General features: G+C 56.7%; 24 protein-coding genes. 12 read left to right on the top strand and 12 right to left on the bottom strand.

The window, feature by feature from the left end:
- Nucleotides 1–4: 4 nt before the first annotated feature.
- Nucleotides 5–2,146 carry a replication endonuclease gene (locus tag BN4575_RS21265; protein WP_083221043.1) on the bottom strand — a complete coding sequence of 714 codons (2,142 nt, stop codon included), beginning with the start codon at nt 2,144–2,146 and terminating at the stop codon, nt 5–7.
- A gap of 5 nt (nt 2,147–2,151) precedes the next feature.
- Nucleotides 2,152–2,385, bottom strand: a complete 234-nt coding sequence (locus BN4575_RS21780) for a hypothetical protein (RefSeq protein WP_141689798.1) — start codon at nt 2,383–2,385, stop codon at nt 2,152–2,154.
- A 280-nt stretch (nt 2,386–2,665) separates the two neighbouring features.
- Between BN4575_RS21780 and BN4575_RS13750 the strand changes: the two genes are divergently transcribed.
- Together BN4575_RS13750 and BN4575_RS13755 are read left to right on the top strand one after the other, a co-directional pair.
- Nucleotides 2,666–3,025: a DUF3693 domain-containing protein gene (locus BN4575_RS13750; protein ID WP_068978586.1), complete on the top strand. Its 360-nt coding sequence runs from the start codon at nt 2,666–2,668 to the stop codon at nt 3,023–3,025.
- A 130-nt stretch (nt 3,026–3,155) separates the two neighbouring features.
- On the top strand, nt 3,156–3,446 hold the full coding sequence (locus BN4575_RS13755; protein WP_068978587.1) for a RepB family protein: 291 nt from the start codon (nt 3,156–3,158) through the stop codon (nt 3,444–3,446).
- A gap of 220 nt (nt 3,447–3,666) precedes the next feature.
- Here BN4575_RS13755 and rsmF read toward each other — a convergent pair whose 3' ends face one another.
- The 4 genes from rsmF to BN4575_RS13775 all read right to left on the bottom strand — a co-directional run bounded on the left by rsmF (nt 3,667) and on the right by BN4575_RS13775 (nt 9,073).
- The gene (gene rsmF, locus BN4575_RS13760; RefSeq protein WP_068978588.1) at nt 3,667–5,097 is read right to left on the bottom strand and encodes a 16S rRNA (cytosine(1407)-C(5))-methyltransferase RsmF; all 1,431 of its coding nucleotides are present in this window, start codon (nt 5,095–5,097) and stop codon (nt 3,667–3,669) included.
- A gap of 155 nt (nt 5,098–5,252) precedes the next feature.
- A complete protein-coding gene (locus BN4575_RS13765) occupies nt 5,253–7,805 on the bottom strand; it encodes an MlaD family protein (protein WP_068978589.1) in 2,553 nt (850 codons plus the stop codon).
- A 55-nt stretch (nt 7,806–7,860) separates the two neighbouring features.
- Nucleotides 7,861–8,463 carry a paraquat-inducible protein A gene (locus BN4575_RS13770; RefSeq protein ID WP_068978590.1) on the bottom strand — a complete coding sequence of 201 codons (603 nt, stop codon included), beginning with the start codon at nt 8,461–8,463 and terminating at the stop codon, nt 7,861–7,863.
- Entirely contained in the window at nt 8,447–9,073 is a 627-nt protein-coding gene (locus tag BN4575_RS13775; RefSeq protein ID WP_042021933.1) for a paraquat-inducible protein A, read from the bottom strand. The genes BN4575_RS13770 and BN4575_RS13775 overlap by 17 nt, the downstream gene beginning before the upstream one ends.
- 147 nt (nt 9,074–9,220) lie before the next feature.
- Here BN4575_RS13775 and prpB point away from each other — a divergent pair, with 147 nt between their 5' ends.
- Genes prpB through BN4575_RS13790 form a run of 3 tightly spaced genes read left to right on the top strand, consistent with a single transcriptional unit; the run spans nt 9,221 to nt 12,702 of the window.
- On the top strand, nt 9,221–10,108 hold the full coding sequence (gene prpB / locus BN4575_RS13780) for a methylisocitrate lyase (RefSeq protein ID WP_068978591.1): 888 nt from the start codon (nt 9,221–9,223) through the stop codon (nt 10,106–10,108).
- A 10-nt stretch (nt 10,109–10,118) separates the two neighbouring features.
- On the top strand, nt 10,119–11,246 hold the full coding sequence (gene prpC / locus BN4575_RS13785) for a bifunctional 2-methylcitrate synthase/citrate synthase (protein ID WP_068978592.1): 1,128 nt from the start codon (nt 10,119–10,121) through the stop codon (nt 11,244–11,246).
- Nucleotides 11,247–11,256: 10 nt separating this feature from the next.
- The gene (locus tag BN4575_RS13790; RefSeq protein ID WP_068978593.1) at nt 11,257–12,702 is read left to right on the top strand and encodes a bifunctional 2-methylcitrate dehydratase/aconitate hydratase; all 1,446 of its coding nucleotides are present in this window, start codon (nt 11,257–11,259) and stop codon (nt 12,700–12,702) included.
- Nucleotides 12,703–12,789: 87 nt separating this feature from the next.
- On the opposite strand, the gene BN4575_RS13795 is transcribed toward BN4575_RS13790, so the two are convergent.
- Nucleotides 12,790–13,518 (bottom strand): FFLEELY motif protein, encoded by a 729-nt coding sequence (locus tag BN4575_RS13795; protein WP_068978594.1) that lies wholly within the window; start codon nt 13,516–13,518, stop codon nt 12,790–12,792.
- Between the two features lie 259 nt (nt 13,519–13,777).
- Between BN4575_RS13795 and BN4575_RS13800 the strand changes: the two genes are divergently transcribed.
- Both BN4575_RS13800 and BN4575_RS13805 read left to right on the top strand, forming a co-directional pair.
- Entirely contained in the window at nt 13,778–14,113 is a 336-nt protein-coding gene (locus BN4575_RS13800; protein WP_042021943.1) for a polyhydroxyalkanoic acid system family protein, read from the top strand.
- 250 nt (nt 14,114–14,363) lie between these two features.
- Entirely contained in the window at nt 14,364–15,794 is a 1,431-nt protein-coding gene (locus BN4575_RS13805; protein ID WP_068978595.1) for a wax ester/triacylglycerol synthase family O-acyltransferase, read from the top strand.
- Between the two features lie 81 nt (nt 15,795–15,875).
- Here BN4575_RS13805 and BN4575_RS13810 read toward each other — a convergent pair whose 3' ends face one another.
- From BN4575_RS13810 to BN4575_RS13825, 4 genes are all read right to left on the bottom strand, one after another.
- Nucleotides 15,876–16,667: a hypothetical protein gene (locus BN4575_RS13810; protein ID WP_068978596.1), complete on the bottom strand. Its 792-nt coding sequence runs from the start codon at nt 16,665–16,667 to the stop codon at nt 15,876–15,878.
- Nucleotides 16,668–16,692: 25 nt separating this feature from the next.
- Nucleotides 16,693–17,334, bottom strand: coding sequence for a TetR/AcrR family transcriptional regulator (locus tag BN4575_RS13815; RefSeq protein ID WP_068978597.1), 642 nt, complete (start codon nt 17,332–17,334; stop codon nt 16,693–16,695).
- Between the two features lies 1 nt (nt 17,335).
- A complete protein-coding gene (locus BN4575_RS13820) occupies nt 17,336–18,523 on the bottom strand; it encodes a patatin-like phospholipase family protein (protein ID WP_068978598.1) in 1,188 nt (395 codons plus the stop codon).
- A gap of 82 nt (nt 18,524–18,605) precedes the next feature.
- Nucleotides 18,606–19,184: a phasin family protein gene (locus tag BN4575_RS13825; protein ID WP_068978599.1), complete on the bottom strand. Its 579-nt coding sequence runs from the start codon at nt 19,182–19,184 to the stop codon at nt 18,606–18,608.
- A 251-nt stretch (nt 19,185–19,435) separates the two neighbouring features.
- Here BN4575_RS13825 and BN4575_RS13830 point away from each other — a divergent pair, with 251 nt between their 5' ends.
- The gene (locus BN4575_RS13830) at nt 19,436–21,409 is read left to right on the top strand and encodes an SDR family oxidoreductase (RefSeq protein ID WP_068978600.1); all 1,974 of its coding nucleotides are present in this window, start codon (nt 19,436–19,438) and stop codon (nt 21,407–21,409) included.
- A 66-nt stretch (nt 21,410–21,475) separates the two neighbouring features.
- On the opposite strand, the gene BN4575_RS13835 is transcribed toward BN4575_RS13830, so the two are convergent.
- Nucleotides 21,476–22,351 carry an esterase/lipase family protein gene (locus BN4575_RS13835; protein WP_068978601.1) on the bottom strand — a complete coding sequence of 292 codons (876 nt, stop codon included), beginning with the start codon at nt 22,349–22,351 and terminating at the stop codon, nt 21,476–21,478.
- 167 nt (nt 22,352–22,518) lie between these two features.
- Between BN4575_RS13835 and BN4575_RS13840 the strand changes: the two genes are divergently transcribed.
- From BN4575_RS13840 to BN4575_RS13855, 4 genes are all read left to right on the top strand, one after another.
- Nucleotides 22,519–22,824: a YebG family protein gene (locus BN4575_RS13840; protein ID WP_042023440.1), complete on the top strand. Its 306-nt coding sequence runs from the start codon at nt 22,519–22,521 to the stop codon at nt 22,822–22,824.
- A 363-nt stretch (nt 22,825–23,187) separates the two neighbouring features.
- Nucleotides 23,188–24,435 carry a tyrosine-type recombinase/integrase gene (locus BN4575_RS13845; RefSeq protein ID WP_068978602.1) on the top strand — a complete coding sequence of 416 codons (1,248 nt, stop codon included), beginning with the start codon at nt 23,188–23,190 and terminating at the stop codon, nt 24,433–24,435.
- A gap of 261 nt (nt 24,436–24,696) precedes the next feature.
- Nucleotides 24,697–25,032: a hypothetical protein gene (locus tag BN4575_RS13850; protein WP_068978603.1), complete on the top strand. Its 336-nt coding sequence runs from the start codon at nt 24,697–24,699 to the stop codon at nt 25,030–25,032.
- Nucleotides 25,033–25,271: 239 nt separating this feature from the next.
- Nucleotides 25,272–25,610 (top strand): hypothetical protein, encoded by a 339-nt coding sequence (locus tag BN4575_RS13855; RefSeq protein WP_068978604.1) that lies wholly within the window; start codon nt 25,272–25,274, stop codon nt 25,608–25,610.
- The last annotated feature ends 579 nt before the right edge of the window (nt 25,611–26,189 follow it).

The raw sequence follows: 26,189 nt of genomic DNA on the forward strand, positions 1-26,189 counted from the left end.
ACAGTTAATGACACGGGTCCAAGCCGCCGCCGTGCGGCTCGCACCCCAGAGGGGGCCCCGCGAGGCGCTCGTCGTCGGAAAACAAGAGCCATGCGCGAGACTGGTGATCACAAATGGCCATGTGGCGCAGGGCCTCATACTCCTCGTACTCCATGTAGGCGTAAGCCTTCTCGTCGCGCATGACCTCGAACTGGTCGCGAACGCCTTCCATGGTCTTCCGGCAGGCCGTTTCCCATTTCTCCTTGGAGGTCACGAGCCATTCTTTGGCGCGGGTGAGCATGAAGATGTTCGCGTACATAAGCCCCATTGCGCGGGCTGGCGCATCGTCGCCGTACTGGGTCTTGCTGCGCGGGGTATGCAGGGCCACGCCGTCCTCGTCGCACAGCATCTTCATGGTCTCGGGGATGCCGTAGTGAACGCGCACGGTCTGGTCGTTGCGACGAACTTGAACGCCACCCATGGCGCAACAGAACGCGGCCCAGTCTCCCGCGTCAGCGGCTTTGCGGACGTTTTCGAGCGCGAAGTGCTGCTCTTTGGTGAGTTGTTGGAACATAGGGTCTTCCATATCGAGTTCGTCGCGGATGGTGCGGAACTCGCGCCATGCAGTGACTGAGGGGCCGCCAATCTGCTGGAACTGACGGATGCGGTTATCGGATTTCCACGCGTCAACGCGGGCGGCGGTGTCTACGGCCTTGGCTCGTTTTCCGGCTTCGTGGTCACGGCCAACAGCGAAGCCGTCGATGTTCTTGGCCACGTACTTGGAGCAGTAGCCCACAGCGGAACCCTTGCGCGGGTCAATGAAGACCACCTTGAAGCGATGTTGCTTGGCACCTGGCTCATTGCCGGAGTCGGCCAACATCTGGGCGCGGCAAATGGCGATGTACTGCTTGGCCTGTTGGGTTGTCATAAACAACACAGCGTGCCAGTGGGGCGTACCATCGTGATGGGGCTCGGCGAACCGGAAGCCGTAAGGCTTGATTTCAGCCTCTCCGGCGCGCTTGCGGATGTTGTTCCAGCAGTTGGTCAGCCATGCTTGGGCGTCACGGACGGAGGGGCGGCTTGCATCGATCCATTTCTGGTTCTGCTGGCCATTGCGGTGAACCGAGTGGAAACGGCTTGGACACGTAAAGGTCAGGAAGATTGCAACATGACGTTGCTCCTTGGCGCACTTCTCGAAGCCGGACAAGCGGGTCATCAGCTCGGCCCGACGGTTCTTGGGGTTGCTGACGCTGGCGTCTATGGCGTCTTTCATGCTTACCGCATCGAACACATCCTTTGCATTGTGTGCCACAAGTGCTGACAGGGTTTCATCATTACGAGCCCTGCGGAAAGCCCTGCGAGCAACAGAGAGGTCGGTCGTATAAGCTGCCAGTCTTGCGCTGATAAGCCCGAATCGGCGAGCGGCGTCATAAAGGCGGCGAGATGAAACGCGGCGTACGACACGACGAACCCATTGAGCATCGGCCCAACGATTAAGCGTGGGATACGGGTCTTGCCTCTGCGACTGGGTGACTGTAGCCACCGGAGAAAGGCCATAGTGATGGGCAAGCTCAAGAACAAGGCACAGGGCCACGTCATGAGCCCGAGTAGCAACCAAGCGGCCCACGTGTTCTGAAAAGCGTATGGAGAAAGTGTCAACAGACTCATCGTCAGCTGAAAAGCGGAACTCTCCAAGATCACCCCGTACGCAAAGAGAAGCATCAAGCTCAAGGGCTGATGCATTAGCAGCTTGTATACCCAGTAGCGCATTACGCGATTGATAGACATGTGTGAACCACCCAGTGCAAGCAGGGTGACGCAGGATTACGCGCTCCCGCAGTTTGGCGTCTTGGGCACCACCGATAGGCAGGGCCGCGAATTTGTCCGCTTGAGCCTCAGGGCTAAACGGCACGGGGTTGAAGGGCAGGGCAGGGATGGGCCGCTCAAGTGCTACAGTTGTGGCCTGATACCCATCCGAGTAAACACGATGCAGGATCGCAACGTCATCCTCGCAGAGGCCGCGCTCGTTCTGGAGCTTTTCCAGATACTCCTCTGGGGTCAGCTCATCGGCAGTTTGCACCGGAGCGGCCAGCAGGGAGAGGGGAGCCTTGGCCTTGCGGGGACCATCAAGGGAACGGCGGGAGGCGTAGGAGGTGAACGATGCCATGGCGATTAGACCTCCCACTCACCAGCAAGACGAAGGTCATCTTCACGGCGCTGATACATGTTCCGGTCATCAAAACTGAGGTCACGCTTGGGGGAGGGGGAAGTGGTCTTTTTGCCGCATACCCAATCACCGGCAGCTGGGGAATAGACCTGAGGGGCAAGGCAGCCATAGGCCGAGTCAAAGCGGGATTTGCCACACTTGGCGCAAACAGAACCAGACTTATCAGCGGCAGCGCTCACGGAGTGATCAGGGATTTCGTCTGACCATTCAGGGTCAAGCTGAATGTCACCATCCAGAATCAACAGGTCGGAGCAAGCAGCACAGCCCGCGCCATTACACTGCTGGCAAACGTGGTAAACGGGGATTTGTTCCTGTAGGGTCTGCGCTCTCATCTGTCCGTACTCACTGAATGGTAAGTTGATGTGAGTTTTAAGGCATGTGCGAACTATTTACAACACACGAAAACAGACACAGGGAAGGTGTGATAATCTATTGTTGACAAACTAAAAGGGCATAAAAATGGACTCAAAAACACTGATGGCGGCCTACATGAGAGCCAAAAACTACACGACTTACACGCAAGTATCGAAAGACTTGGGTTTTACAACCTCTTACATTGCGTCAATCAACAACGAAAGAGCCCAATTCACTGATGAGACAGCAATTTTTCTTGCGATAGGGGCGGGGCTGGATCCAGAGGAAGTTGTGATATCACTGAATGCAGTAAGAGCTAAGACACCAGAGGCAAAAGCAACGTGGTATAGCATCTTAAAAAAGTACTCAGCAAGCACGGAAGCCGCGCTGACCGTGGCTTGTCTGACGATGGGAAGCGCTAATATCGAAGGTGCACTGACTGCGTATAAGCATTTTTTATGTTAAATGATATCTCGTTGATCTGATGATATATTTGCCACGCTGCCTAGCGTTCAAGAGGGAAGGGCACTCTGCCAATGGATAAACGCATTAAGTAAGAGATAACAAATCTGATAATGGAGCATTGCAAGGTCATATGAGCCATGAAATAGCAGTGAGTGACGCCGAAGAGGCTGTGCCACAAAATAACGCCGAGCGACAGCGTCAGCATGTAAAACGTAAACAGGAGACCCATACCCGACTGCAATGCTGGATCAGCAATCGCCACGCCGAGCGATTGGCTGATCTGGGTATTCACCTCGAAGACAGTCAGGCATCACTGATAGAGCAAGCGATCGATCTGCTCTATCAACATGAATTGGGCAGGGGATCAGAGCTTGAAAACACAGTCGCCAGTCTGGTGGAAGAGACTGTTGTAGAAGCCTAGCGATGAAGAATTGGCGGGACGATAAGAGATAAAAAGAGCCAGGTACGAATTCCTTGTACCTGGCATAGGGGAATTGGCTCCTTGCAGAGCCGTGCGCTAACTGGTGTTCGGATTGCCTTAAGCTTAGACAAGGCTCAAGGCTTTTCAAGATCCGAAGAGAAGTTCAACCTGAGTGTGGCTATTCCAGACTCACTCCGCTGCTTACGCACCAAATAGCCAACTATGCATTGAACAGATTGTTGTCACGCACCAGCTCCCGGGGGAGGGCATTCTTGACCCGACTGCCAACCCATTTCCCCATGCCCAGGGTATGTCCCTGATAACGGACGATCACCTCACCAGCGCCAGCTGCCTGCTCAGGCCAGACATCTCGTCCCATCATAAATTCACGGGCATTGGCACTGTCGAGCTCGACAAACCCTTGACTGGCTTTATCACCATAAGCCAGTGCCCATTGATGGGTGAGTCGATAACCCTTCTTGAAAGTCTCAGCCAGCTTGATACCGATGCGATCGAAACGCAGCTTGCCCTGTACCTGTTCAAACAGATGGGGAAAGAGCCAGATCTCGTCATTGCGACCAAACAGTTGTCCCTGCGGCACTACTCCAAAGGTCGCTGCAATCTCTTGCAACATGGGGTCAGCCTCTTTGGCCGGTAGCGGTGAGAAGGGGAATTTTCCCAGCTTGCCCGGTTTGAACATGGTATTGGGCACCGAGTGCAGCTTGCGTAATCTGGCGACGAAAAAGCCCTCACTGTCGAAGATCTGGGGCCAAACGTGCAGGTATCCTTCGGATGTGCAGGCCTGCTCTGCATAGGGGAACAGGTCAGCCAGCGAGTCAAAACTCAAGGCATCACCGAACTTGTCCAGCAGGGATTGGCAGACCGCCTGATTCTCTTGCTGACTCAAGGTGCAGGTGGAGTAGACCAGCACGCCACCCGGTTTCAGGGCATGGAAGGCGCTCTCCAGCAACCCTTGTTGCACCGCAGCAATCTCATTGATGCTCTCGATGCTCCAGTTGCGCAGGGCATCGTCATCTTTACGTACCGTCCCTTCGCCGGAGCAGGGGGCATCGAGCAGGATGGCGTCGAAGGTTTCCGGCAGCCACTGGCCAAACACCTTGGCATCAAAATGAGTCATGCCCACATTGGTCACACCGCAGCGCTGGATATTGGCACTGAGCACTTTCAATCTGCTGCTGGAAAACTCGTTGGCAACCAGCATTCCCTGATTGTTCATCAGCGCGGCGATCTGGGTGGTCTTGGAGCCGGGGGCAGCCGCGGCATCCAGCAACATGCCGTCCGCTTTGATCTTGTCGCTGGCAAATAGCGCCGTCACCGGCAGCATAGAACTCGCTTCCTGAATGTAGAACAGCCCGCTCAAATGCTCGGCGGTGTTGCCGAGGGGAACCGTTTCATCGCTGCGGGTCAACCAGAAGCCGGTGTCACACCAGGGCACGGGATCAAACTGCCAACCCTGTGGCTGCATTTGTGCCAAAAAGTCACACACAGTGATCTTGAGGGTATTGACCCGAATGCTGCGCCGCAGCGGTCGCCGACAACTGGCCACAAAATCATCCATAGACAGATGAGCCGGCATGATGGCCGCAATGTGGTGTAAAAAGTGATCGGGAAGGTAGGTGTTGTCGTGCACGGCGCCGTCTCGTTGACCGAAAAAGAGGGTCGATATCCTACCACACGCCAAGCCATTCTCTTAATGGTGACCCTGGTTAAATAGACCAGATGAAATAAAACGCCCGGCATGCAGGCCGGGCGTTTGTAGCAATCAACGGTGATTGAGGAAGAAGATCAGGGCAGGATGCGCGGGCTCCACTCCAGCCACGCTTTCTCGGCTTTGCCGTAGAGTGGATAGCTGTGGCCTGTCTTGACGGTCGGCCCCATCTCTTTCTCCGGGGTATTGAAGGCGATGCCGCCCGCCAGCAGGCTCTGCACCGTCTCCACTTCGATGGTGCCGCCGGTCAGGCCAATATCAGCCTTCACTCCGGAGACGTTCCAGAACCGTGAGTTGGCACGCACCAGATGGGCATACTCTTGCTCCACGCTCACCTCAATCAGCACCTCGCTGCCATCCCGTGCCAACGCGACCTTGGTGACACTGCCCACCACCAGTTTGCGAAACAGCAGCGGGCTACCAACGCTAAGACCATTGACCGAAGGGCTCTTGAGGGTCAAGGCCAACCCGACCGGACCACTCTGACTCAAGGGGAAGCGATCTTTACCTGCCCCCTTACCAGGTTGGGCTTCGACAAAAGCCCCCTTGATCAGGGTATCGAGGTGAGCAACACCGCCCAGCCCCAGCTTGGCTTGCACCAGCGTAAAGCGGGCGCCGGATTGCAGAAAACGCTCGGCGTAGTGACCATCAAGCTCTGCCTTGAAGATCACTTGACCCAATGACGGCTCCAGCTCAATCTGCTCAATCTTGCCGATATCGACCCCCCGATAACGGATCGGACTGCCAACTCCGAGGCCCGGGTTGCTCTCAGCCACCAGAGAGAGGGGGCGTACCTTGGCTCTGGCCTGCTCTTTATTGTCAAACAGCTGATGGCTGCTACGGCCGGTACCCAGCCGGTCAAACTCAATGGCACCGCGCAGCAAGGTGGCCAGATTACCGACTTTGACCTTGACGCCGTCAACCCCTACCCGGGTGTCGATGGCTGCTTTCTTCCAAAATTGTGGCTGCCGGGCGAGGAGCGGAGCGTACACACCGTCAATTTCCAGCTCAATCTCGACTCCTTCTTTCGCGGCGCGCAGCTGTTTGACCTTGCCCGCTTCCAATCCCAGATAAAGCACGGGGGAGCCGATACCGATGCCATCAGCCTGATCTGCATTCAGCAACCAGCGCTGTGGTTTGGCATCACGAGTCCCAAGCAGTGCCAGCTCCTGATTCGGGTAGAGCCGATTGATCCGCTCGCCACTACTGGCTTGTACCAGCTTGATCCCGCCACCCAGCCAGGCACTGGCTGGGCTGGTTTCTACTTTGATACCGCTCAGATCGGCATCGATCTGCAACGGTGCAGCGCGATAAAAACGGGCTCGGTTGAGCAGATGGCCATAGTTCGGCGTCATCACCAGTTCGACACTGGCATTACCGCGCGCATCCAGCGCCAGCTGCCTGATCCGGCCCACCTCCAACCCCTTGTACCAGACCGGTGCATCCAAATTTAGCCCGGCCAGATCCTCGGCCTGCAGCGTCACCTTGGTGCCGCTCTGGGGAGCGCGATCGGTCAGGGTCATCTTGCGCGCCGATTTGCCCGCCACATAATCAAGGCGAATAGCGGGGCCGGAGAGCAGGCGATCTGCATGTTGCACACCGGTCGGGGAAAGTGAGACGCTCTCCCACACCAGCTGGCTCTTGTCGGTAATGCGATAAGCTTGCTCCGGGTTGATCAGCGCCGTCACCACGCGCCCCTTGTCGGTCAGACCAATGGGGTCAATGCGGCCAATCTCGATCCCTTCATAGAGGATGGGCATTCCCTCCTTGATAGGGAGATCACCAACCAGGATATCGATGCGCTCACCACGCGCCGCTTCCGCCAGCCCTTTGTAGAGGGTAAACATTTGCCCCTTCTCTGGCTCTGGTGAGGCTTTGGGCGAGTCAAAAGCGATGCCGCCGCTCAGGATGGAGGTGAGGCTACCTGCTTCCACGTTCACCCCAGCCAGACTGAAGGAGCCCTTGAAGCCGCTGATGTTCCAGAAGCGGGTATCGGCTTTGATCAAATGCTCAAAACGAGGCTCGATCACCAGATCCAGAATGACATTCTGGTTGTCCTGGCCAAGGCGGGTATTGATGACACTGCCCACTTCGATGCCACGGAAGTAGAGCTTGGCGCCGATCCCCACCGAACCCAACGAGTCAGCGGTCAGGTGCAGCATCCGCCCCTGAGCCTGATAGCCGGGGGGAGGCCCCTCCAGTGCATCGAAAGTCTCCTCTAACGGATTGTTGTCACGCCCGGGTTGCAGGTTGATATAGTTGCCGGAGACCAGGGTATCGAGTCCGGAGATCTCGGTCAGGGATGCTTTGGGGCTCACCAGCCAGAAGGCTGACCCTTTGCGGATCAGTGGCCGGGCCCGGCTGTCTATTTTGGCCATCACCGCAATCTTGCGGCCATCTTCAGCAAGATCCATCTCTTGCACCACGCCGATGGCTACCCCCTGATAACGGATCTGGGTTTTGCCCGGTAAAATACCGTTACCTTGGGCGAAGTTGACCTGAATAAGTTGGCCACGACTCAACACCTGCTGATAGAGAAAGCCCCCCGCCAGCAGCAGGGCTATCAGGGGGAGCAACCAGACTGGCGATAACCAGCGGCGCTTTTCAATGACGGGTTCAGCCCCGATCATACCGACTCCTTATTGGCTGGATTAAACAGCACATAATACAGAAACAGAGAACTCATCAACGGGCCGCCTTATCCCACAGTAAACGGGGATCGAGCATGCGGGCTGACATCATGGTCAGCACCACCACACCGGCAAAGGCAGTGGCACCGGGGCCAGCCCGGACACTCAGCATGACGCCGCGATCGACCAGCGCCACCATCAGTGAAATCACGAACAAGTCCAGCATCGACCAGCGGCCGATAAAGTCGATCACCCGATACATCAAAAGCTGGCGCTTGCGTCGCACCGGTTTGGCCCGCTGCAACTGCCAGCAGATCCAGCCTAGCCCCAATATCTTGCCCACCGGCACCAATATGCTGGCGGTGAGGACTATGGTGGCAATCCCGCTCATTTTGCTGCGATAGAGCATCATGATACCGCTGAAAATGGTATCTGACTGCAGCAACCCTTTGTTGTAAAAGTGGGTAATGGGCAGCAGGTTGGCCGGTAGCAACATAAAGGTGGCGAGCGCCAGCAAACCCCACGACCAGGCGAGGGAGCGGGGAATGCGCACCTGCAGCTTGTTGTTGCAACGGGGGCAGCGGGCACCGGTTTGATAACGAACCAGTAAGCCGCAGTCGTGGCAGCGGCACAGCCCCATCTCACGGGCGCTGGTCATCTGCTGCCTCCTTAAGGGGGATCCGTGCCCAGTAGGGCGCCGGGTCAAACAGGATCAGCAGGGTCATATTGAGCAACATCAAAATACCCAAACTCAGCAATCCGCCACCAAGCTGGACATCCGCGATATCGATCAGTTTGAACAGGGCGACCAGCAAGCTGACGATATAGACCTCCAGCATGGCCCAGTGGCGAAACACTTCCACCAGCTTCAAGGTCGGCGCCAGGATCTGCCAGCGTTTGGCCAGCCCAGATGCCAGTGCAAAGATACCGGCCAGCAGCCCGACGGGTGCCAGCACGGCGCACCAGAGCACCAGACCGGCCACCCACCATTCTCCCTCGCCAAACAGCACCAGGATGCCGCGTAGCAGATCAGCATCGGAGTTCACCCCGCCTAATCGCAAATAGATGAGTGGTTCAAAAAAAGCGGAGGGTAGCAACAGCAAGCCGGTGATGGTCAATGCCATCAACTGGGAGGGACGAAAGGCATAGCGGCCATAAAGATGCTGGTGACAGCGTGGACAGTGGGCATGGCGACGCAGCGGCAGAGCCTTGCGCTGGATCAGCAAGTCGCACGCCGGACAGACAATCACGGAACTGGGCTCCATCATGCAATTCAACCTGTTGAAAGAATCGGTGAAATTTACCCTAAAACCGTTTCGCTGTCTTGCCTGCGCCCTGAATGGGACGAAAGTATGATTGACGTTAACGTAAACGTGATGTTAGATAGCCAGACTAGACAGGTGAAAGGAGTCATGATGTCCAGTTTGTCCCCCTCGGCAGGCCTGCGCTTTCGCACCGCCCTTGCCAATGAAGGTCCCCTGCAGATCGTCGGCACCATCAATGCCTATATGGCGCTGATGGCCGAGCGCAGCGGTTTTCAAGCTCTCTATCTCTCCGGTGCCGGGGTGGCCAATGCCTCCTACGGCTTGCCGGATCTTGGCATGACCTCCCTCAACGACGTGCTGATCGATGCCGAGCGGATCACCGCGGCGACCCGGGTGCCACTGCTGGTTGATATCGATACCGGCTGGGGCGGGGCATTCAATATTGCCCGTACCATTCGCGCGTTCGAGCGGGCCGGGGTCGCCGCCGTCCATATGGAAGATCAGGTGGCCCAGAAGCGCTGCGGCCACCGCCCCAACAAGGCGGTGGTGTCGCTGGATGAGATGTGCGATCGGATCAAGGCGGCGGTGGATGCCCGGCAGGATCAGCACTTCGTCATCATGGCCCGTACCGACGCGCTGGCGGTGGAGGGGATAGATTCTGCTCTTGAACGTGCCGCAGCCTATGTGGCTGCCGGTGCCGACATGATCTTCGCCGAAGCGGTGACCGAGCTTGCCCAGTACGACCAGTTCAAGCAGGCGGTCGGGGTCCCGATCCTCGCCAACATGACCGAATTTGGCAAAACCGAGCTGTTTGACAAAGCGCAGCTCGCCGCCCACGGGGTCGACATGGTGCTCTACCCGCTAAGCGCCAACCGCGCCGCCAATCAGGCCGCCCTTAACGTCTATCAACATATTCGCCAGGATGGTCATCAGCGTGCCGTCGTGGAGACCATGCAGACCCGGGAGTCGCTCTACGACTATCTCGGCTATCACCACTACGAGCAGACACTGGATCGTCTGTTCACATCCAGGGATTAGGAGGCAGCGTATGGGACAGCAAAAACCGTTGGGCGGGGCAGGTCTGCGCGGGCAGTGTGCGGGGGAGACCAGCATCTGCACCGTGGGCAAGAGTGGCACCGGTCTCACCTATCGCGGCTACGACATCAAGGAGTTGGCCGATAGCGCCCAGTTTGAAGAGGTCGCCTATCTGCTGCTCAAGGGGGAGTTGCCCGGTGAGCAGCAGCTTGACGCCTACAAGCGCGAACTGCGTCGCCTGCGCGCCTTGCCCCTGCCGCTGCTGGAGGTATTGGAGCGTATCCCCGCCAATGCCCATCCCATGGATGTGCTGCGCACCGGCTGTTCCATGCTCGGCGATCTGGAGCCGGAAGATGGTTTCGAACATGAGCATGAAGTGGCGGATCGACTGCTTGCCGCCTTCCCGGGGATCCTGATCTATTGGTACAAGTTCAGCCACGAAGGGGTACGTATCGCCCTCGATACCGATGAAGAGTGTATCGGTGGCCACTTCCTCGCGCTGCTGCACCAGAAAGCGCCAAGCGAGCTGGAGCGGCGGGTGATGCATGTCTCCCTCATCCTCTACGCCGAGCATGAGTTCAACGCCTCCACCTTTGCGGCGCGGGTCTGCGCTTCGACCCTTTCCGACATGTTCTCCTGCATCACCGCCGCCATCGGTACCCTGCGCGGCCCGCTCCATGGCGGCGCCAACGAGGCAGCCATGGCGATGATCGAGCCCTGGCAAGATGAAACCCAGGCAAGGCGCGAGCTGCTGGCAAAGCTGGCGGCCAAGGATAAAGTGATGGGCTTTGGCCACGCCATCTACCGCACCTCGGATCCGCGCAACGTCATCATCAAGGCGTGGTCAGCCAAGCTCGCCGAAGCGGTGGGGGATGATCGCCTCTATCGCGTCTCCTGCGAGGCGGAGAAGGTGATGTGGGAAGAGAAAGAGCTCTTTCCCAACGCCGACTTCTTCCACGCCAGCGCCTATCACTACATGGGGATCCCGACCAAGCTGTTCACCCCTATTTTCGTCTGCTCGCGTGTCACCGGCTGGTGCGCCCACGTGATGGAGCAGCGCGAGCACAACCGGATCATCCGCCCGAGTGCCGATTATGTCGGTCCGGCCCCCCGTCATTTTGTCTCCCTACAACAACGATAAGGAAATCACGATGTCCGCCAACGTCGACGTCAACCACAGACCCGAGCCCGATCAGGTGCTGGTCGATATTGCCGATTATGTCTGCAACCACCCCATTACCAGCGAAGCGGCCCTCGACACCGCCCGCTACTGCCTGATGGATACCCTGGGCTGTGGCCTGCTGGCCCTGCGTTTTCCCGAGTGTACCAAGCACCTTGGCCCCATTGTGCCGGGCACACTGGTACCCCGCGGGGCCCGGGTGCCCGGTACCCAACTCTGCCTCGATCCGGTCAAGGCGGCATGGGATATCGGCGCCATCATCCGCTGGCTCGATTACAACGACACTTGGCTGGCCGCCGAGTGGGGGCACCCCTCCGACAATCTGGGCGGCATTCTGGCCACCGCCGACTGGCTGTCACGTACCCGCGTCGCCGAGGGCAAGGTGCCGCTCACCATGAGCGAGGTGCTGGTGGCCATGGTCAAAGCCCATGAAATTCAGGGGGTACTGGCGCTGGAGAACTCCTTTAATCGGGTTGGCCTCGATCACGTGGTACTGGTCAAGGTCGCCAGTACCGCCGTGGTGACCCATATGCTGGGGGGAACCCGCGATCAGGTGATCGATGCGATCTCCCAAGCCTGGGTCGATGGCCAGAGCCTGCGCACCTACCGCCATGCCCCCAATGCGGGTTCCCGCAAGAGCTGGGCGGCGGGGGATGCTACCTCCCGCGCGGTGCGCCTCGCCCTTATCACCATGAGCGGCGAGATGGGCTATCCCGGCGTGCTGAGCGCGCCCAAATGGGGTTTCTACGACGTGCTGTTCAGGGGCAACCAGTTCGCTCTGCATCAGGGGTACGCCAGCTATGTGATGGAGAACGTGCTGTTCAAGATCTCCTATCCCGCCGAGTTCCACGCCCAGACCGCCGTGGAGTGCGCCATGAAGCTGCACGGTCAGGTGCAGGGACGACTGGACGAGATTGACCGCATCGAGCTCACCACCCATGAGTCGGCCATTCGCATCATCAGCAAGGTGGGGGCCCTCAACAACCCGGCCGATCGGGATCACTGCCTGCAGTACATGGTGGCGGTGCCGCTGATCTTCGGTCGCCTTATCGCCGAGGATTACGAGGACGATGTAGCCGCCGATCCCCGTATCGACGGGCTACGCGGCAAGATGGTGGTGCAGGAGGATAAACGCTACAGCCGTGAATATCTGGAGGCGGATAAACGCTCCATTGCCAACGCCATCCAGATCTTCTTCAAGGATGGCACTCACACTCCTAAGGTCGAGGTGGAGTATCCGGTCGGCCATCGTCGCCGGCGGGAGGAGGGGATCCCGCTGTTGGTGGAGAAATTCCAGCATAATCTGGCCACTCGCTTCCCGGTCAAACGGGTCCGCGATATTCTCGCCCTCTGCCAGGATGGCAAGCAGCTGGCCAGCACACCGGTCCACGCCTTTATGGATCTGCTGGTAATCTGACCGATATCTACCGGCAAGCAGTTATAAACGAAAAGCGGGCCCATCGGCCCGCTTTGTTATTCTGGCGATTTATCCCTCACCGCAACACTACGCCAGCACACTGCTGTCGCCGTTAAAGAGCGCCGTCATGATCGCCGTCTCACGACTGGCGATGGTCTCGAGAAACTCGTTGGCTCGCCCCATCTGATGGCAGACCCGATAACCCCGCTCGACAAAGGAGAAGAGCTCACCAAGCCCCGCCAGATGGGCGGGCCCTGACACCAGCTTGAGGGTCGCACCAAGCAGCGGTTTTCTCGCCAGCCTGTCCAGCGTCATGCCAAGTTCATTCACCAGGGTGATCTGCTGTTCGCGACGGGCCATCTCGCCCACGGCACGATAGGCAATGACGTAGTGTTCGGCACTGATCGGATTGATACCACCAATGCGGCGCAATGCCACCACCATCAGGTAGTCCAGCTCCTCGGAGAGGGCATCAAGCTCGATCGCCTGCGCCAGCACCTTGAGGCCGGACTCCGGTAACAGCCGCTCAGCGGTTGGCATCACCCGCATCACGTCCGCATCGCGGCGAGCACAATCCCCTGGGCCATAGAGATCGGTCAGGAAAAATGCGGCGGCGGGGCCGTAGCGGTCACTCTCCAGCAGATCGCGATGGGTACGCCCCAACCTGTCGGCCTGCCATTGGCGCAGCCGATCCCGATCCTGCTGATCTTCCGGGTGGGCACGCATCTGTTCGCGCAAGGCGGCAACCCGCGTGAGTTGGCGATAGAGCCGACCCAGGGTGCTATCGTCGTCGTGGGCATGTTCTTGATGCGTCATCTACAGCTCTCTGGCCTTGGGCCCATTGATTGGGATTTGGTGGTATGAAGATACAAGTGAATGAAAAACAAGCAGCTTTTGCTGAGCGTTCCATCACAAGTGTAGCGCGCAAGGGGGAGGGAATAAATGCCTGGCCCCGTAGACGGCCTTCATCCCTGTCGACTCTGTTAAGTGAGTCCCATTTATGGGAACACCCCTTTCACTTGTGGTGAACATGTGTTTAATATCAATAAATATCTTATGGCCCAGAGTATTCACCATGTTTCTATATGACTCACTCGCTGGTAGCAGCGGACTCTCCACCATTCAGGTCAACCGTCAACATCCTCTGGGTCTTGCCGCTGCACGCCTTGCCGCAGAAGCCATCGCTCAGGATATGAGCGAAAGCTACCAGCTCGATTGTGAATGGGCAGATGAAGAGGAGACCGAATTGCGGTTTCGTGGCTCAGGGGTACATGGCACCCTCACCCTGGACGATGAGACCCTGAAACTGGAAGTACATCTCGGTTTGATGCTGCTACCGGTGCGTAGCGTGCTGGAGCAGGAGATCCTCGATTATGTCAACAACCGGCTACCTTGCCCTCATCGTGCGTGAAACCATCAGGGGTACACCTGAAATAGCCGGATCTGCAGGCAAGTCAGCCTGATAATATATCCGTTCGCTTGCCTTGCGTGGTTATTTAATAGGCAGTTAATGAACGGGGTATTTTATTTTCGATCATTCTATTTTCATATTTCGAGTCGGTAGTTGCTGTTGTTATGTTCACTCCCTGAATGCCCTCACCGGATATGAGTGGCATCTGTGATTGACCGCCTCGCTAAATTCATGTTGTAGGGAAACAACCATGCCACTAAGTGAATTTATCTCCTGCGTTGACACTGCTTGGTTACGCATGGACAGACCTAATAATCTGATGCAGATTATTGGCGTCTTGATGTTCGAAGGCCAACTGGATGAGCCGCGCCTGCGGGACGGATTGCGCCATACCATGTCGGTACAACCTCGCTTCCAGCAACGCGCCATGCTTGAAGGGGGATCGTACTACTGGCGCCATGACCCTGACTTCGATCTCGACCAACATCTCAAACGGGTGATCCTGCCGGGTAACGCGGGCAAGCTTGAACTGGAAAAGCTGGTGGCCGATCTCGCCTCCACCCCCCTTAACCACCAGCGCCCCTTGTGGGACATGCATCTTACTGACACCTCCCTCGGCGGGCAGGCGCTGGTGGTGCGGATCCACCATGCCATGGGCGACGGTTTCTCGCTGGTGCGGGCCATTCTGACCATGATGGATAACACCCCGCAAGGTTCGCCACGCCCCCAACCATCAGCGCAGCAGGATGAGTCAGCACAAGAAGAGGAGGAGATGCCACACGGGGGCAGCAGGTTAGTGCGGGCAGGTCTCAAGTTGACCGGCAACCTCTGGTCCAGATATGTCGATGTGGTTACCCATCCCACCAAGGCCATGGATTACCTCAAGATCGGGCGAGATGTCGCCAGCGAGCTGTGCCACATTGCCACCCTCAACGATGACTCCCCATGCCGCTTGCGGGGAAAAACCGCCAGCACCAAGCGGGTTGCCTGGTCGGAACAGATTGCGTTGCCAGACATCAAAGCCGTGGGCAAAGTGCTGGGTTGCTCGGTCAACGATCTGTTGATCGCCGCCACCGCCGGTGCTTTTCGCCACTACTTGCAAGAGAAGGGGGATGACGCGGACAAGGTAGAGATCCGGGCGCTGGTGCCAGTCAATATGCGGGCCCCAGACGATGATGGCGCCCTTGGCAATCGGTTCGGGCTGGTGGCCCTGGATCTGCCGCTCGATATTGAACATCCGTTGCAACGCCTCTATGCCGTGCGTGACCGCATGTTGGCACTGCGCACCTCGCTACAGCCTATCGTAGTGCTCAATCTGCTGCAGGTGCTGGGGATGGCGCCAAAGGCGGTACAACAACAAGCTGTCGAGCTGCTCTCGGCCAAAGCCAGTTCGGTGATCACCAATGTGCCAGGCCCGCAGCAGACACTCTATCTGGCCGGCGCGCGGCTGCGCCAACCGCTGTTCTGGGTACCCCAAGCCGGGGATATCGGCGTAGGGGTCTCCATACTCTCTTACGACCATACCGTACAGCTGGGTCTGATCACCGACAAGAAGCTGGTGCCGGACCCCGACCAGGTGGTGGCACGTTTTGCGGTAGAGTTTGAACAGCTGCTGTTACTGGCGTTGATGGAGCCAGCACTGCACTGTGACCCGCGCGAGCTCGATGCGCTACTGGGTTGATCCACCGCAGATTCATTTCCTGCCATAACGAAAGAGGCCAACCTGCAGGTTGGCCTCACTCTTTAGCGGCAGAGCAAGGGATCACTCATCCTCAAGCTCATCACATGCGGCAGCCACATCGAGGCGCTCCATCGCATCCACCGGCTGGCACTCGGCGGCTTCGGCATAGAGCGCCTCAGCGGCTTTCAGGCGACTCTTGCCGTGCAGCATCACCTGAGCATTGGCGTACTCCATACGAGCAATGGCAGAATCGGGGATCAACGCCAGCGCTACCTTGAAGTGGCGCTCTGACTCCTCTTTTTTGGCACCATAAGTAATGCCGCCAATCATGGCCCCCAGTTTGTCGACTATCTCGGCGTGCCAGGCACCGAAGGCGATATGGGCTTCGGCATGATCCGGTTCCAGCGCCAGCGCCTTTTCCAGACTGCTCTTGATCTTGTCGCCAATCCCTTGTGACAGCGCTTTGGTGATAGAGATCACCTGACTGTAGCGACCGAGTGCCAGGGCGTGGAAATACCAGGCGTTGGCATTGTCGGGCTGGCGCTTTTGCAGCTGCTCGGCGTGATTGGCGGCCCGCTCGAAGGCGGCGCGCTTGGCATACTTGTCATCCAGCAGGTAACTGGCATGGATCACCAGCGCCTTGTTTGCCACGTTGAGCCCTTCGTCACCAGCAGCTTCACCCAGCGCCACCGCCTGGGCAAAATCCCCAGCGTGATAGGCCCGCCAGGCATCCTGTACCTGTTCATCCTCAGGCCAGGGTTCCGCATCCCCCTGATGGAGGCGCTCCCAGTGATCCGCCAGCTTTTGGCCGGCATAGTCATAAGCCGCATCCGCGTAGGGGAAGGGGACAAATTCGAGTTGTGAAGTAGTCATGCTTGTTCTCCCTGTAGCATGTGAATCAAACCTTATCGGTGTAGTGGTGGGCGAGGGCGCCCAGATGAGCGCGGGCATCAGCCCGAAGAAAGGGTGCGACCAGCTGCATCACCTGGAAGACGCCGAGGGCGATATCGGCGTCCGCCTTGGGGTGCAGTGCCCGCTGGTAAGAGATCCAGAATGTGCCCACCAGCGCCACATTGGCCGCCAGTGAACGCATCTGTTGTGCCGACCCGTCCATCAGCCCGGCCGTTTGCAAATGCTGGCAGATGGCCGCAGCCGTGTGCTCCTTGCGGCGCAGCAGAGCGGAAAAGCGCTGCTCCACCAGATGGTAGCCATTCATCAGAGTCGAGATATCGTAATAGAAGAAACGGTACTGCCAGATGGCTTCAAACATCAGGTGCAGGAAGAGCCAGATATCTTCCGCTTCATCGGTGGGGGTACTGACTGCATCCAGCAGGCGAGCCATCTGCTGTTCGAACTCAGCGAACAGCGCATTGACGATCTCCTCCTTGTTATGAAAGTGGTAATAGAGATTGCCCTGGCTTATCTCCATCTCGGCGGCAATGGCCGAGGTGGTAACGGTTGGTTCCCCTTGTCGATTGAAGCAGGCGAGGGCAGTGGTCAGGATCCGCTCCCGGGTACGGCGTTTGGGCTTGCGATCCATGCTACTCCTTGACTAATGAACGACGCACACCGTGGCGATAACGCTTGGCAAGCCAGTGTTGCAGCTGTTCCAGTGACTTGTCCAGTGCGGCGACCGAACCGCTGCTGGGGGCCAGCAAGGTTCGGTCTTTATCTTCCAGTGCAGCCAGATTGAGCTCCAGACCATGTTTGGCCAGCACGGGTGCCAGTACCTCGCGTCGCTCCCAGAGGTCACTGCGTGTGCGCTGGAATGCGTGTTCACAGAGACGGCGACGATCCCGATAACTGAACACATTGGTAAAAAACATCTCGCTATCGGCACCCGAGGGTTCAAACAGCAGCGCATCGGCATCGGGGTATTCATGACGGTAACGATCCATTCCCACATGCATGCGGGAGTGGATCATGGCGCGAAAGGTCTGGGCCAGCACCACCGGCAGCCCGCTGTCGACCAGATTAGTAGGCTCCCCGGGGATCATGCTGGCATCAAAAGGCACCAGTGGGTTGATGCACAAGACCAGATCTGCCCCCTCCTGCAGTGCGACCGAGGCGTGCAGGGTCTTGATCAGCGCCCCATCCACATAGTAGCGACCATTGATCAGGGAAGGGGGAAACAATCCGGGCAACGCCGCAGACGCCTGTACTGCGGCCGAAATGGGAACATCATCCAGCCCCGGGCTACCAAAGGCCACCGCATGGCCGGTATTGAGCTCAGTGGCGACGACGAACAGACGGCAAGCTAGCTGGCGAAAATCATTGCTGCGGCCCGGGCGAGCAAAAAACTGGGTCAGGATCCGATCCACCCCGTGGTTGTCAAACAACCCGGTCGGGATCGCCTTGGAGAGCCCCTGCAGCGACTCGAACAGCCGATGCTTCCAGGGGGCAGAGAGGTAATGGCCCAGGCTCTGCCAGGCCAGCGGCGGGATGGAGCTCAGCCGGTCAGCATATTCGCCAAAAGCAGGTCGCAGTAAGGTGGCAGGATCGAATATCTCACCGGAGTCATCACTGAGCAGGATCCGCACCAGCTTGTCGGCTGAAATGCCATTGGCCAGTGCCGACGCCACTACGGCCCCCGAACTGACCCCCACGTAGATGTCAGCATGTTCAAGACGCAACCCCTTGATGCTGTCTGAGAGGGCAGCACAGGCACCTATCTCGTAGATGCCGCCCAGCGGGCCGCCTCCGGCCAGGGCAATTGCGATCGTACTCATAGTGCCACCTCGCTATAAATGGAAAAACCGGCCCAGCTAAGGGCATGGGCCGGTATCAATCACCATCTGGCAGGATCAGAGATCAGGGGAGAACGCTTTCCGCTTTCGCCTTCACCTCTTTGACGGCATCCTCGGCGGCAGAGAGCAGATCCGCAGCCTGTTCGACCACCGCCTCTTTAGCCTGGGCGATCGGTGCCTTCTTTACCGGTGCCTTTCTGACTGCAGGTTTCTTGGCAGCGGCAGGTTTTGCTTCGGCGGCCGGGGCTGGGGCCGCATCGTCCTCGGCATCCAGCAACTGCTGTACCACCTCGGTCAATTCCGCCATGCGCTTGGAAAGCTTGTCGATATCTTTGCGGGTCGGGATGCCGAGGCTGGCAACCGCACGCGCTACGCGCTCTTCGAATACCTGCTCGAGGCGACCCCAGGTCCCGGCGGTTTTGTCGGTCACTGCGGCAATTTTTTCGTCAGCGCTCTGACGGGTTTTGGCCTGCAAGGCTTCCCCTTCTTGCACCAGCGCTTCAAAAATTTTGCCACCCTCTTCCTGCGCTTTGGCATAGGCACCCAAGCCAGCCAACCAGATCTGCTGAGTGGACTCCTTGATGGTGGAGGTGAGTTGGTTGTCGGTCACCGAACTTGCCAGTGCTTTGAGTTTTTTAGCCATGATGATCTTCTCCTTGAATAACGATGGTTAACCGTAATGGCGACAACGACAACGTACAGTCCGGTTGTGGCATTACTGATTTTTCAATTTCAGTCTAGGGACAAAAAATAGAGGGTTCTACCTAATAACGAAACAGTAAATTAACTGAACTTAGGGATAGCTCACGAACTGGTTATTGAATTGCAGATTTCCATATGAATCGTGATATATCTAACGGTAAGTAATAGCCAAATCAGTAGCGGAACGATGACATGAACTATTTCATTACAGGTGGTAGTGGTTTTATAGGCCACAGATTGATTAAAAAAATACTGGATGCGTCACTCGACAACAAAGTCTATTTTTTGATGCGTTCATCCCATCAAGAAAAACTGACCGACCTGTTTGCCTTCTGGCAAGTCGATGAACAACGAGCCATCCCGGTATTTGGTGACATCACGCTACCACTACTGGGCATATCGACCGAGCAGCTGGCGCAGCTCAGTGGCCGTATCGATCACTTTTTCCATCTGGCTGCCATTTATGATCTCAATGCCAAAGAGGGGATCCAGCAGCAGGTCAATATCGAGGGAACCCGCCAGGCGGTACAACTTGCCGATCGCTTGGGCGCCGGGCACTTCCATCACTGCAGCTCCATCGCCGCAGCAGGACTGTTCGATGGCCTGTTTCGGGAAGACATGTTCGAGGAGGCCGAACACCTCGACCTGCCCTATTTCCAGACCAAACACGAATCAGAAGGGATTGTGCGCAACGAATGCACCATACCTTGGCGGATCTACCGCCCCGGTATTGTGGTCGGCGACTCCAATACTGGCGAGATGGACAAGATAGACGGCCCCTATTATTTCTTTAAAACCATCCAGAAGTTGCGCCGTCTGTTGCCACCCTGGATGCCTGCCATCGGGGTGGAGGGGGGCCGCATCAATATCGTACCGGTCAACTTCGTGGTAGACGCCATGGTCTACATCGCCCACCAGCAAGGCGAGGATCGCAAAACATTTCACCTGACGGATCCCAACCCGATGCGGGTCGGCGACATGCTGAGCACCTTTGCCCGTGCGGCCCACGCGCCCGAACCCGCCATTCGCATTAATGCCTCTTTGTTTAACTTCATACCCCGTCATCTGAGCGCCATGTTAATGACCATGGCACCGATACGCCGGATCCGCGATGCCGCTATTGCCGATCTGGGGCTACCCAAAGATATGTTCCGCCTCATCAGCTATCCCACCCGTTTCGATAGTCGCGAAACCCAGCGGGTATTGAAAGGCTCTGGCATTGAAGTCCCGCCACTGCACAGCTATGCCTGGCGTTTGTGGGATTACTGGGAGCGTCATCTCGATCCCGAACTCTTTATCGACCGCTCCCTGCGCGGGCGGGTCGAAGGCAAGGTGGTATTAGTCACTGGTGCCACCTCGGGAATTGGTCGCGCCACTGCACGCAAGTTGGCAGGGGCGGGGGCAACCGTGGTGACCATTGCCCGCGATGAGCAAAAAATTGCCGAAACCCGCGCCGAATTTGCCGAGTTGGGCCTCGCCATCGAGGTCTATCAGGGGGATCTTGCCGATCTGGCCGAGGGGGAGGCGATTACCAGGCAAATTGTCGAGGATCACGGTGGGGTCGATATTCTGATCAACAATGCCGGTCGCTCCATTCGTCGTTCCATTGAAGACTCGTTCGAGCGTTTCCACGATCTGGAGCGCACCATGCAACTGAACTACTTCGGGGCACTCAAGGTGATCATGGGCGTGCTGCCCACCATGATTGAGAAGAAAAAAGGCCACATCATCAACATCTCCTCCATCGGGGTGTTGACCAATGCGCCGCGCTTCTCCGCCTATGTGGCCTCCAAGTCTGCTCTCGATGCCTGGGTGCGCACCGCCGCGTCAGAGTTTGCCGACAGAGGGGTTAGCTTTTCCATCATCAATATGCCACTGGTGAAAACGCCGATGGTCGCGCCCACCAAAGAATATGACCAAGTACCGATGATGACGCCGGAAGAGGCCGCCGATCTGGTGTGCGATACCATCATCAACAAGCATGTTCGATTGGCGACGCGCCTTGGGGTATTCGGTCAGGTGATCCATGCGCTGGCACCGCGTGTTGCCCAGGTGATCATGAACACCAGTTTTCGCACATTTTCCGACCCGAAAGATGGGGATAAATCCAAAGCAGCCGCCGATAAGATTGCCGTGTCTACCTTGATCAAGGGGATCCATTTCTAACCGATTGGCAATTCATCCACAAAAAAAGGGGCCTGAATCATCAGGCCCCTTTTTTATATCCGGCTATCAGGCGCGGGCCAGCAGACGTAACAACAGGTCGGTGGTACGTCGCGAATAGAGCAGCGAGAGATGGCCAATGGCAGGTAACTCAAGGTCTTCCATACCTGCCAGCCGTTGCCGCTCTTGGGGCATCACCACATTGTCATGACTGGTGCGCACCGAGATCCCGGGTACGCAAAGAGGCACCGAGGAAAAACGTTGCAACCAGCCAGAGCCGGGCTCCATTTCGCGAGCATTGGCCCCCAGCCCCAGTGCGGCAAGCTGGCTCCCCTGATGGGGGGTTGCCAGGGTAATAAGGCGCGCGACCTTGTCACCACCATGGACCGCCAGATAGTCGCGGCAGACCAACCCGCCCATGCTGTGACCGACCAGCACCAATTTGTCAGCCCCGGTCTGCGCCAGCACATCGTCAATCCGGGTGGCCAGCAGCGGCACCATCTCATCGATATGGCCAAACGGTGGCATCAGGGTAATGGTGGCCACCACATGGCCAGCCGCTTCAAGCCTGGCCCGCTGGGTACGCCAGATCCCCCTGCTGCAGCCATAACCGTGTACCAGCAACACCGGCCGCTGACAGGCTGGCAACCGATCAGATGCCATCAACAGCGGTTCAAAAGGGAGTAACCAGGTAAAGGTGTAGAGGTAGGCGAGCATCTCTTGCGCCATCATCTTCACTCTCGCCCAAGTGCCGATGGCCGGGGAGGGGTAGAAGCGGGTAAACAGCCAGCTGCCCAGCACCACCAGACAGCGCAACGCCAGCAGGGCGAACACCACCATTAACAGGGTAAGCGGCCAAGAGAGGCTCATAACAAGATGGGCGATGCTCCCCAGAAGCAGCACCTCCACCATCAGTAAAATAAACAGGTGTCGTACGATAGTCATGGGTCAATGATCCGACCAGTCAGGCGTGGATGTCAAATGGCACTTTCCTATATCTTGAGCTAACCCGCGTTTATCCATGGTATCCACAGGCCATGTTCGATGCGTGGATTTGCAATACTGTATATCCATACATATACTCTATTCACCATTACCAAGAGGAGGCCATCATGGCTGTCGAGATCAAATATGTGGTTGTTCGTGGGGGAGTAGAAAAGATGACCTTTGCCAGCAAAAAAGAGGCCGATGCCTACGACAAGCTGCTGGATACCGCCGATGAACTGATGACACTGCTCGCCGGTGCCCCGATTGAACTGGCACCAGAGCAGCAAGAAAGTCTGGCGTTCTATCTGGCGGAACAACGTGACGTGCTGCAAACCCTGTTGCGTGGCGGTAAGGTGCAAGCAGCCAGTCCAGAAGAAGAGCAGACGCCGGCAGCAAAGCGCAAAGAGAAACCGCTCAAACAGGTCGCCTGATTGCACAGGCCTGCTATTTCTCGGGATAAACAGCTCAAGCCATTCAATTAATTTGCATTGAAAGTCATTTTTACGGCTATTTACCCCGAGAAATTTTTAACAACGGTGCATATGTAATGCATAACTGAATAGTGCGCAGTGACTAGCTACATCAGCCGATCCAACGAGCAAACAACTGCGAGATAGTCGGCCAGGCCACTCGCGGAGACCTCAATCAGCAACAGCAAGGGACAGTACAGACACCAACAGAAGCCGCATTCATGCATCACTGCTTAGGCCCTTCGGCTCACAGACCCACACCAATTCACATCATCACCAACAAGCAACACCATGACTCAACACGCTTTATCCTTGCCGCCAGCCATGCCGCTATTTGATAGCCTGATCTATCTGGAAGCTGGCAACCCGCAAGTCAATCAGTACCTTGCAAACCTCAGCCTCAACGACGTGCCCGATGCCGGACTGGTTTACGAACTGGCGGTTGATTGGCTGCTGGAACAGCGCAACAGTGAAAACAACTACAAAACCTATCGCAGTGAGCTGACCACCTTTTTGCACTGGTGCTTTTGCGAGGCGGCCATCAACCCCAAGGATCTGACCCGCCGCATCATGATGCGCTATCTCGACTACTGTCAGTCCCCGCCAGAATCGCTGATCGCCTATCGCAACGTGGCGCAGTTCATCCTCGACAAGGAGTGGGGGGAGCGATTACCCAATCCGCAGTGGCGCCCGTTTCTGGGCAAACGGGAACTGGGGCGAACCTTGCCCTATCGCCTCAGTGAACAGGCCATGAAGACCAAACTCGCCATTTTGTCCGCCTTCTTCCAGTTCCTGATCCAGGAGGAGTACATGGACAGGAACCCCGCCTTGTTGCTACAGCGAGTCAAGCGGCCACAACAGCAAGAGGCCGATGATCAAGTTCAATGCTTCAGCGAGTTGCAGTGGTCCTACGTGATCCAGGCGGCCGACACCCTGGCCCGCGAGCATCCCGAGCAGCACGAACGCAGCCGCTTTCTCACCATCCTGATGTATGCCTGTTATCTGCGGATCTCGGAGGTCGCCGCCAGGCCAGGTTTCACTCCGGTGATGGGGCAGTTTCGCCGGGATCGCAAAACCGGCGTGTGGGGCTACTTCATTCCACAAAGCAAAGGGGGAAAACGGCGTACCGTGGCGGTCTCCCAAGCGCTGCTGGCTGCGCTTGAACGCTATCGTTGCTTCCTCGGCCTTGCTCCTCTGCCGACGCCAGATGAACAGACACCTCTGTTCGTTCGCCACAAAGCGGCAGCCCATGGCCGTGAACAGGGCGAACTCAATGCAAATCTGGGCATTCGTCAGTTACGAGACCTGATCATGATGATCATTGGCAAGGGCGCAGATCTGGCAGAGCGGGATGGATTTATCCAGGATGGGGCTGAAATGCGACAACTATCACCCCACGCCATTCGCCATACCGGGATCACCCACGATATCAATCTGCATGGGCGACCACTATCACACGTACAAGCCGATGCCGGACATGACAGCATCGACACCACCTCTAAATATCTGCACACCAGTAACAGCGAACGGCATGAGAGTGCCCAACAAAAACCGCTCGACCGGCTGGGGTAGTAGTGAGAGATAACGATATTGAGCAATGCAAAGTTGTGAGTCTTTATCCTGTTCTTTGTTGTTTGTTTTTAAAACAACAGGTGATTCATTAAGGTCTCATTCAAGCTGATGCTGCTATTTTGTACTTCTCTGGGGTGGCAAGCGGTTCAGGGAATAACGAGGCGGTAAGGGACGAGTGCATTGCCATCAGCAGGATAAGCATCCATCCCGCAGCAGAGAAAACAAACTATTAAATAGCTTGCTGAAAAATCGAGAAACCCTATGCCGCTAGATATCATCAAAAAAACCTACAAGCTGGTCGGACAAACCGATCTGATAGCGCAATTTACCCTGATCCCCTCAGGCACCTTGAATATCTGGTTTCCTGAAACCGGATTGCAGATGGAAGCGCCCTACAATCAGCTTCGCTTTGAAAATGACACCCTGCTTTATACCAATGGCATGCACTACAGCCAGGCGAGGGCATTCTGGTCATTGACGCTCAAGGCTCGCGATATGAGCGAACTGAAAAAACTGATCATCGAGATCTGTACTCAGTCCCGACCATTGCACCACCCGACCCCCATGCCCAAACGTAAGCGCTGGTTGGCAGCCTGATTGCATTGATCACATTCAACAAAGACCTGCATCGCCAGATGCAGGTCTTTCATTTCGTGGTTGTACCATCAACGCGATACAAATAGGAGTAAAGCATCGGCAACGGAAAGATTCTGATTGTGCCACCTGGGGTGATAACACTTTAATAACATTGATATTTATAGTTACCATGCCCTTGCATATCAAGCTACCATTGATGATGTTTATGTCAGTATTTACCTCGATACCAAGGAGCAGGTATGCAAGTCGCGGTGGTGGAAAAAACATTCAGGATCGTCGGTGAAGAAACTCTGGTAGCCCAGTTCACCTTTATCTCTTCAGGAACCCTGCATATCTGGTTTCCAAATGTGGGTCTGCAGATGGAAGCGCACTGCAAACAACTACGTATCGAAGAGGGCACCATCATCTACACCAATGGCCTCCATCACGGCCAGCCCAGAGCACTTTGGTCCTTGACTCTCCACCCCGAGGACATGAGTGAACTCAAGCGCATCTTGCAGCAATTTAACAACAGCCTCTATTTAACCTGCCAGCCACCCACATTAGCCATCGCCAAACGTGCCTTAAGCATGAATTGACCCACAAACTGTCGGAACAGGGCACAGGCTGCTTCAGCCTTCGGTTGCACTTTATCCAGCATCCGCGCGGTCATTTTGTCGAAGTGGGGTAGGGGATTGAACCCTAACGGATGTTTCCAGATGCCGTGCAGACCCTTGACAGCAGGCCCGCTTTGTCGCCGTCTCCTTGGCATCAAAGCACGGAATCGCCTTTAACAAGGCACTTTGCTTGGCCAGCCAGGCCATCTGATGCAACTCGGTCGGTGACCAAGTTGAACGACTGATAGATAGTCGATCACCATTTTGGTGCCGATAAAGCTAGTTATCGGCATCTCGCTGTTTATGTATTTTTGAGAGCCCTCATGTACAGTGTCCGCTTCTATTTTCATTCTATGAGAAGGAGCTTTAATGAGAACTGTCGAGTTTCTCCAATACACGCTACAGCCAAGTACAGGTAATGGATTTCATCAGATTGAATCGCCCCCAGTTCCCTAGACACCTCGCAGCCTTAAAATGAGGCAACTATTGGAGGTGTTATGACCCGTCAGCGTTATCCAGAAACATTCAAAATCGAAGCGGTTAAACAAATCACCGAGCGCG

The organism is Aeromonas sp. EERV15 (assembly GCF_900079845.1).
Taxonomy (GTDB): Bacteria; Pseudomonadota; Gammaproteobacteria; order Enterobacterales; family Aeromonadaceae; genus Aeromonas; species Aeromonas sobria.

Excerpts from the sequence above, each read along its gene's own strand:
- BN4575_RS21265 (WP_083221043.1), bottom strand. The coding sequence starts at position 2,146 with ATGGCATCGTTCACCTCCTACGCCTCCCGCCGTTCCCTTGATGGTCCC.
- BN4575_RS13750 (WP_068978586.1), top strand. The coding sequence starts at position 2,666 with ATGGACTCAAAAACACTGATGGCGGCCTACATGAGAGCCAAAAACTAC.
- BN4575_RS13755 (WP_068978587.1), top strand. The coding sequence starts at position 3,156 with ATGAGCCATGAAATAGCAGTGAGTGACGCCGAAGAGGCTGTGCCACAA.
- BN4575_RS13765 (WP_068978589.1), bottom strand. The coding sequence starts at position 7,805 with ATGATCGGGGCTGAACCCGTCATTGAAAAGCGCCGCTGGTTATCGCCA.
- BN4575_RS13770 (WP_068978590.1), bottom strand. The coding sequence starts at position 8,463 with ATGACCAGCGCCCGTGAGATGGGGCTGTGCCGCTGCCACGACTGCGGC.
- BN4575_RS13775 (WP_042021933.1), bottom strand. The coding sequence starts at position 9,073 with ATGATGGAGCCCAGTTCCGTGATTGTCTGTCCGGCGTGCGACTTGCTG.
- prpB (WP_068978591.1), top strand. The coding sequence starts at position 9,221 with ATGTCCAGTTTGTCCCCCTCGGCAGGCCTGCGCTTTCGCACCGCCCTT.
- prpC (WP_068978592.1), top strand. The coding sequence starts at position 10,119 with ATGGGACAGCAAAAACCGTTGGGCGGGGCAGGTCTGCGCGGGCAGTGT.
- BN4575_RS13790 (WP_068978593.1), top strand. The coding sequence starts at position 11,257 with ATGTCCGCCAACGTCGACGTCAACCACAGACCCGAGCCCGATCAGGTG.
- BN4575_RS13795 (WP_068978594.1), bottom strand. The coding sequence starts at position 13,518 with ATGACGCATCAAGAACATGCCCACGACGACGATAGCACCCTGGGTCGG.
- BN4575_RS13800 (WP_042021943.1), top strand. The coding sequence starts at position 13,778 with ATGTTTCTATATGACTCACTCGCTGGTAGCAGCGGACTCTCCACCATT.
- BN4575_RS13805 (WP_068978595.1), top strand. The coding sequence starts at position 14,364 with ATGCCACTAAGTGAATTTATCTCCTGCGTTGACACTGCTTGGTTACGC.
- BN4575_RS13810 (WP_068978596.1), bottom strand. The coding sequence starts at position 16,667 with ATGACTACTTCACAACTCGAATTTGTCCCCTTCCCCTACGCGGATGCG.
- BN4575_RS13815 (WP_068978597.1), bottom strand. The coding sequence starts at position 17,334 with ATGGATCGCAAGCCCAAACGCCGTACCCGGGAGCGGATCCTGACCACT.
- BN4575_RS13820 (WP_068978598.1), bottom strand. The coding sequence starts at position 18,523 with ATGAGTACGATCGCAATTGCCCTGGCCGGAGGCGGCCCGCTGGGCGGC.
- BN4575_RS13825 (WP_068978599.1), bottom strand. The coding sequence starts at position 19,184 with ATGGCTAAAAAACTCAAAGCACTGGCAAGTTCGGTGACCGACAACCAA.
- BN4575_RS13830 (WP_068978600.1), top strand. The coding sequence starts at position 19,436 with ATGAACTATTTCATTACAGGTGGTAGTGGTTTTATAGGCCACAGATTG.
- BN4575_RS13835 (WP_068978601.1), bottom strand. The coding sequence starts at position 22,351 with ATGACTATCGTACGACACCTGTTTATTTTACTGATGGTGGAGGTGCTG.
- BN4575_RS13840 (WP_042023440.1), top strand. The coding sequence starts at position 22,519 with ATGGCTGTCGAGATCAAATATGTGGTTGTTCGTGGGGGAGTAGAAAAG.
- BN4575_RS13845 (WP_068978602.1), top strand. The coding sequence starts at position 23,188 with ATGCCGCTATTTGATAGCCTGATCTATCTGGAAGCTGGCAACCCGCAA.
- BN4575_RS13850 (WP_068978603.1), top strand. The coding sequence starts at position 24,697 with ATGCCGCTAGATATCATCAAAAAAACCTACAAGCTGGTCGGACAAACC.
- BN4575_RS13855 (WP_068978604.1), top strand. The coding sequence starts at position 25,272 with ATGCAAGTCGCGGTGGTGGAAAAAACATTCAGGATCGTCGGTGAAGAA.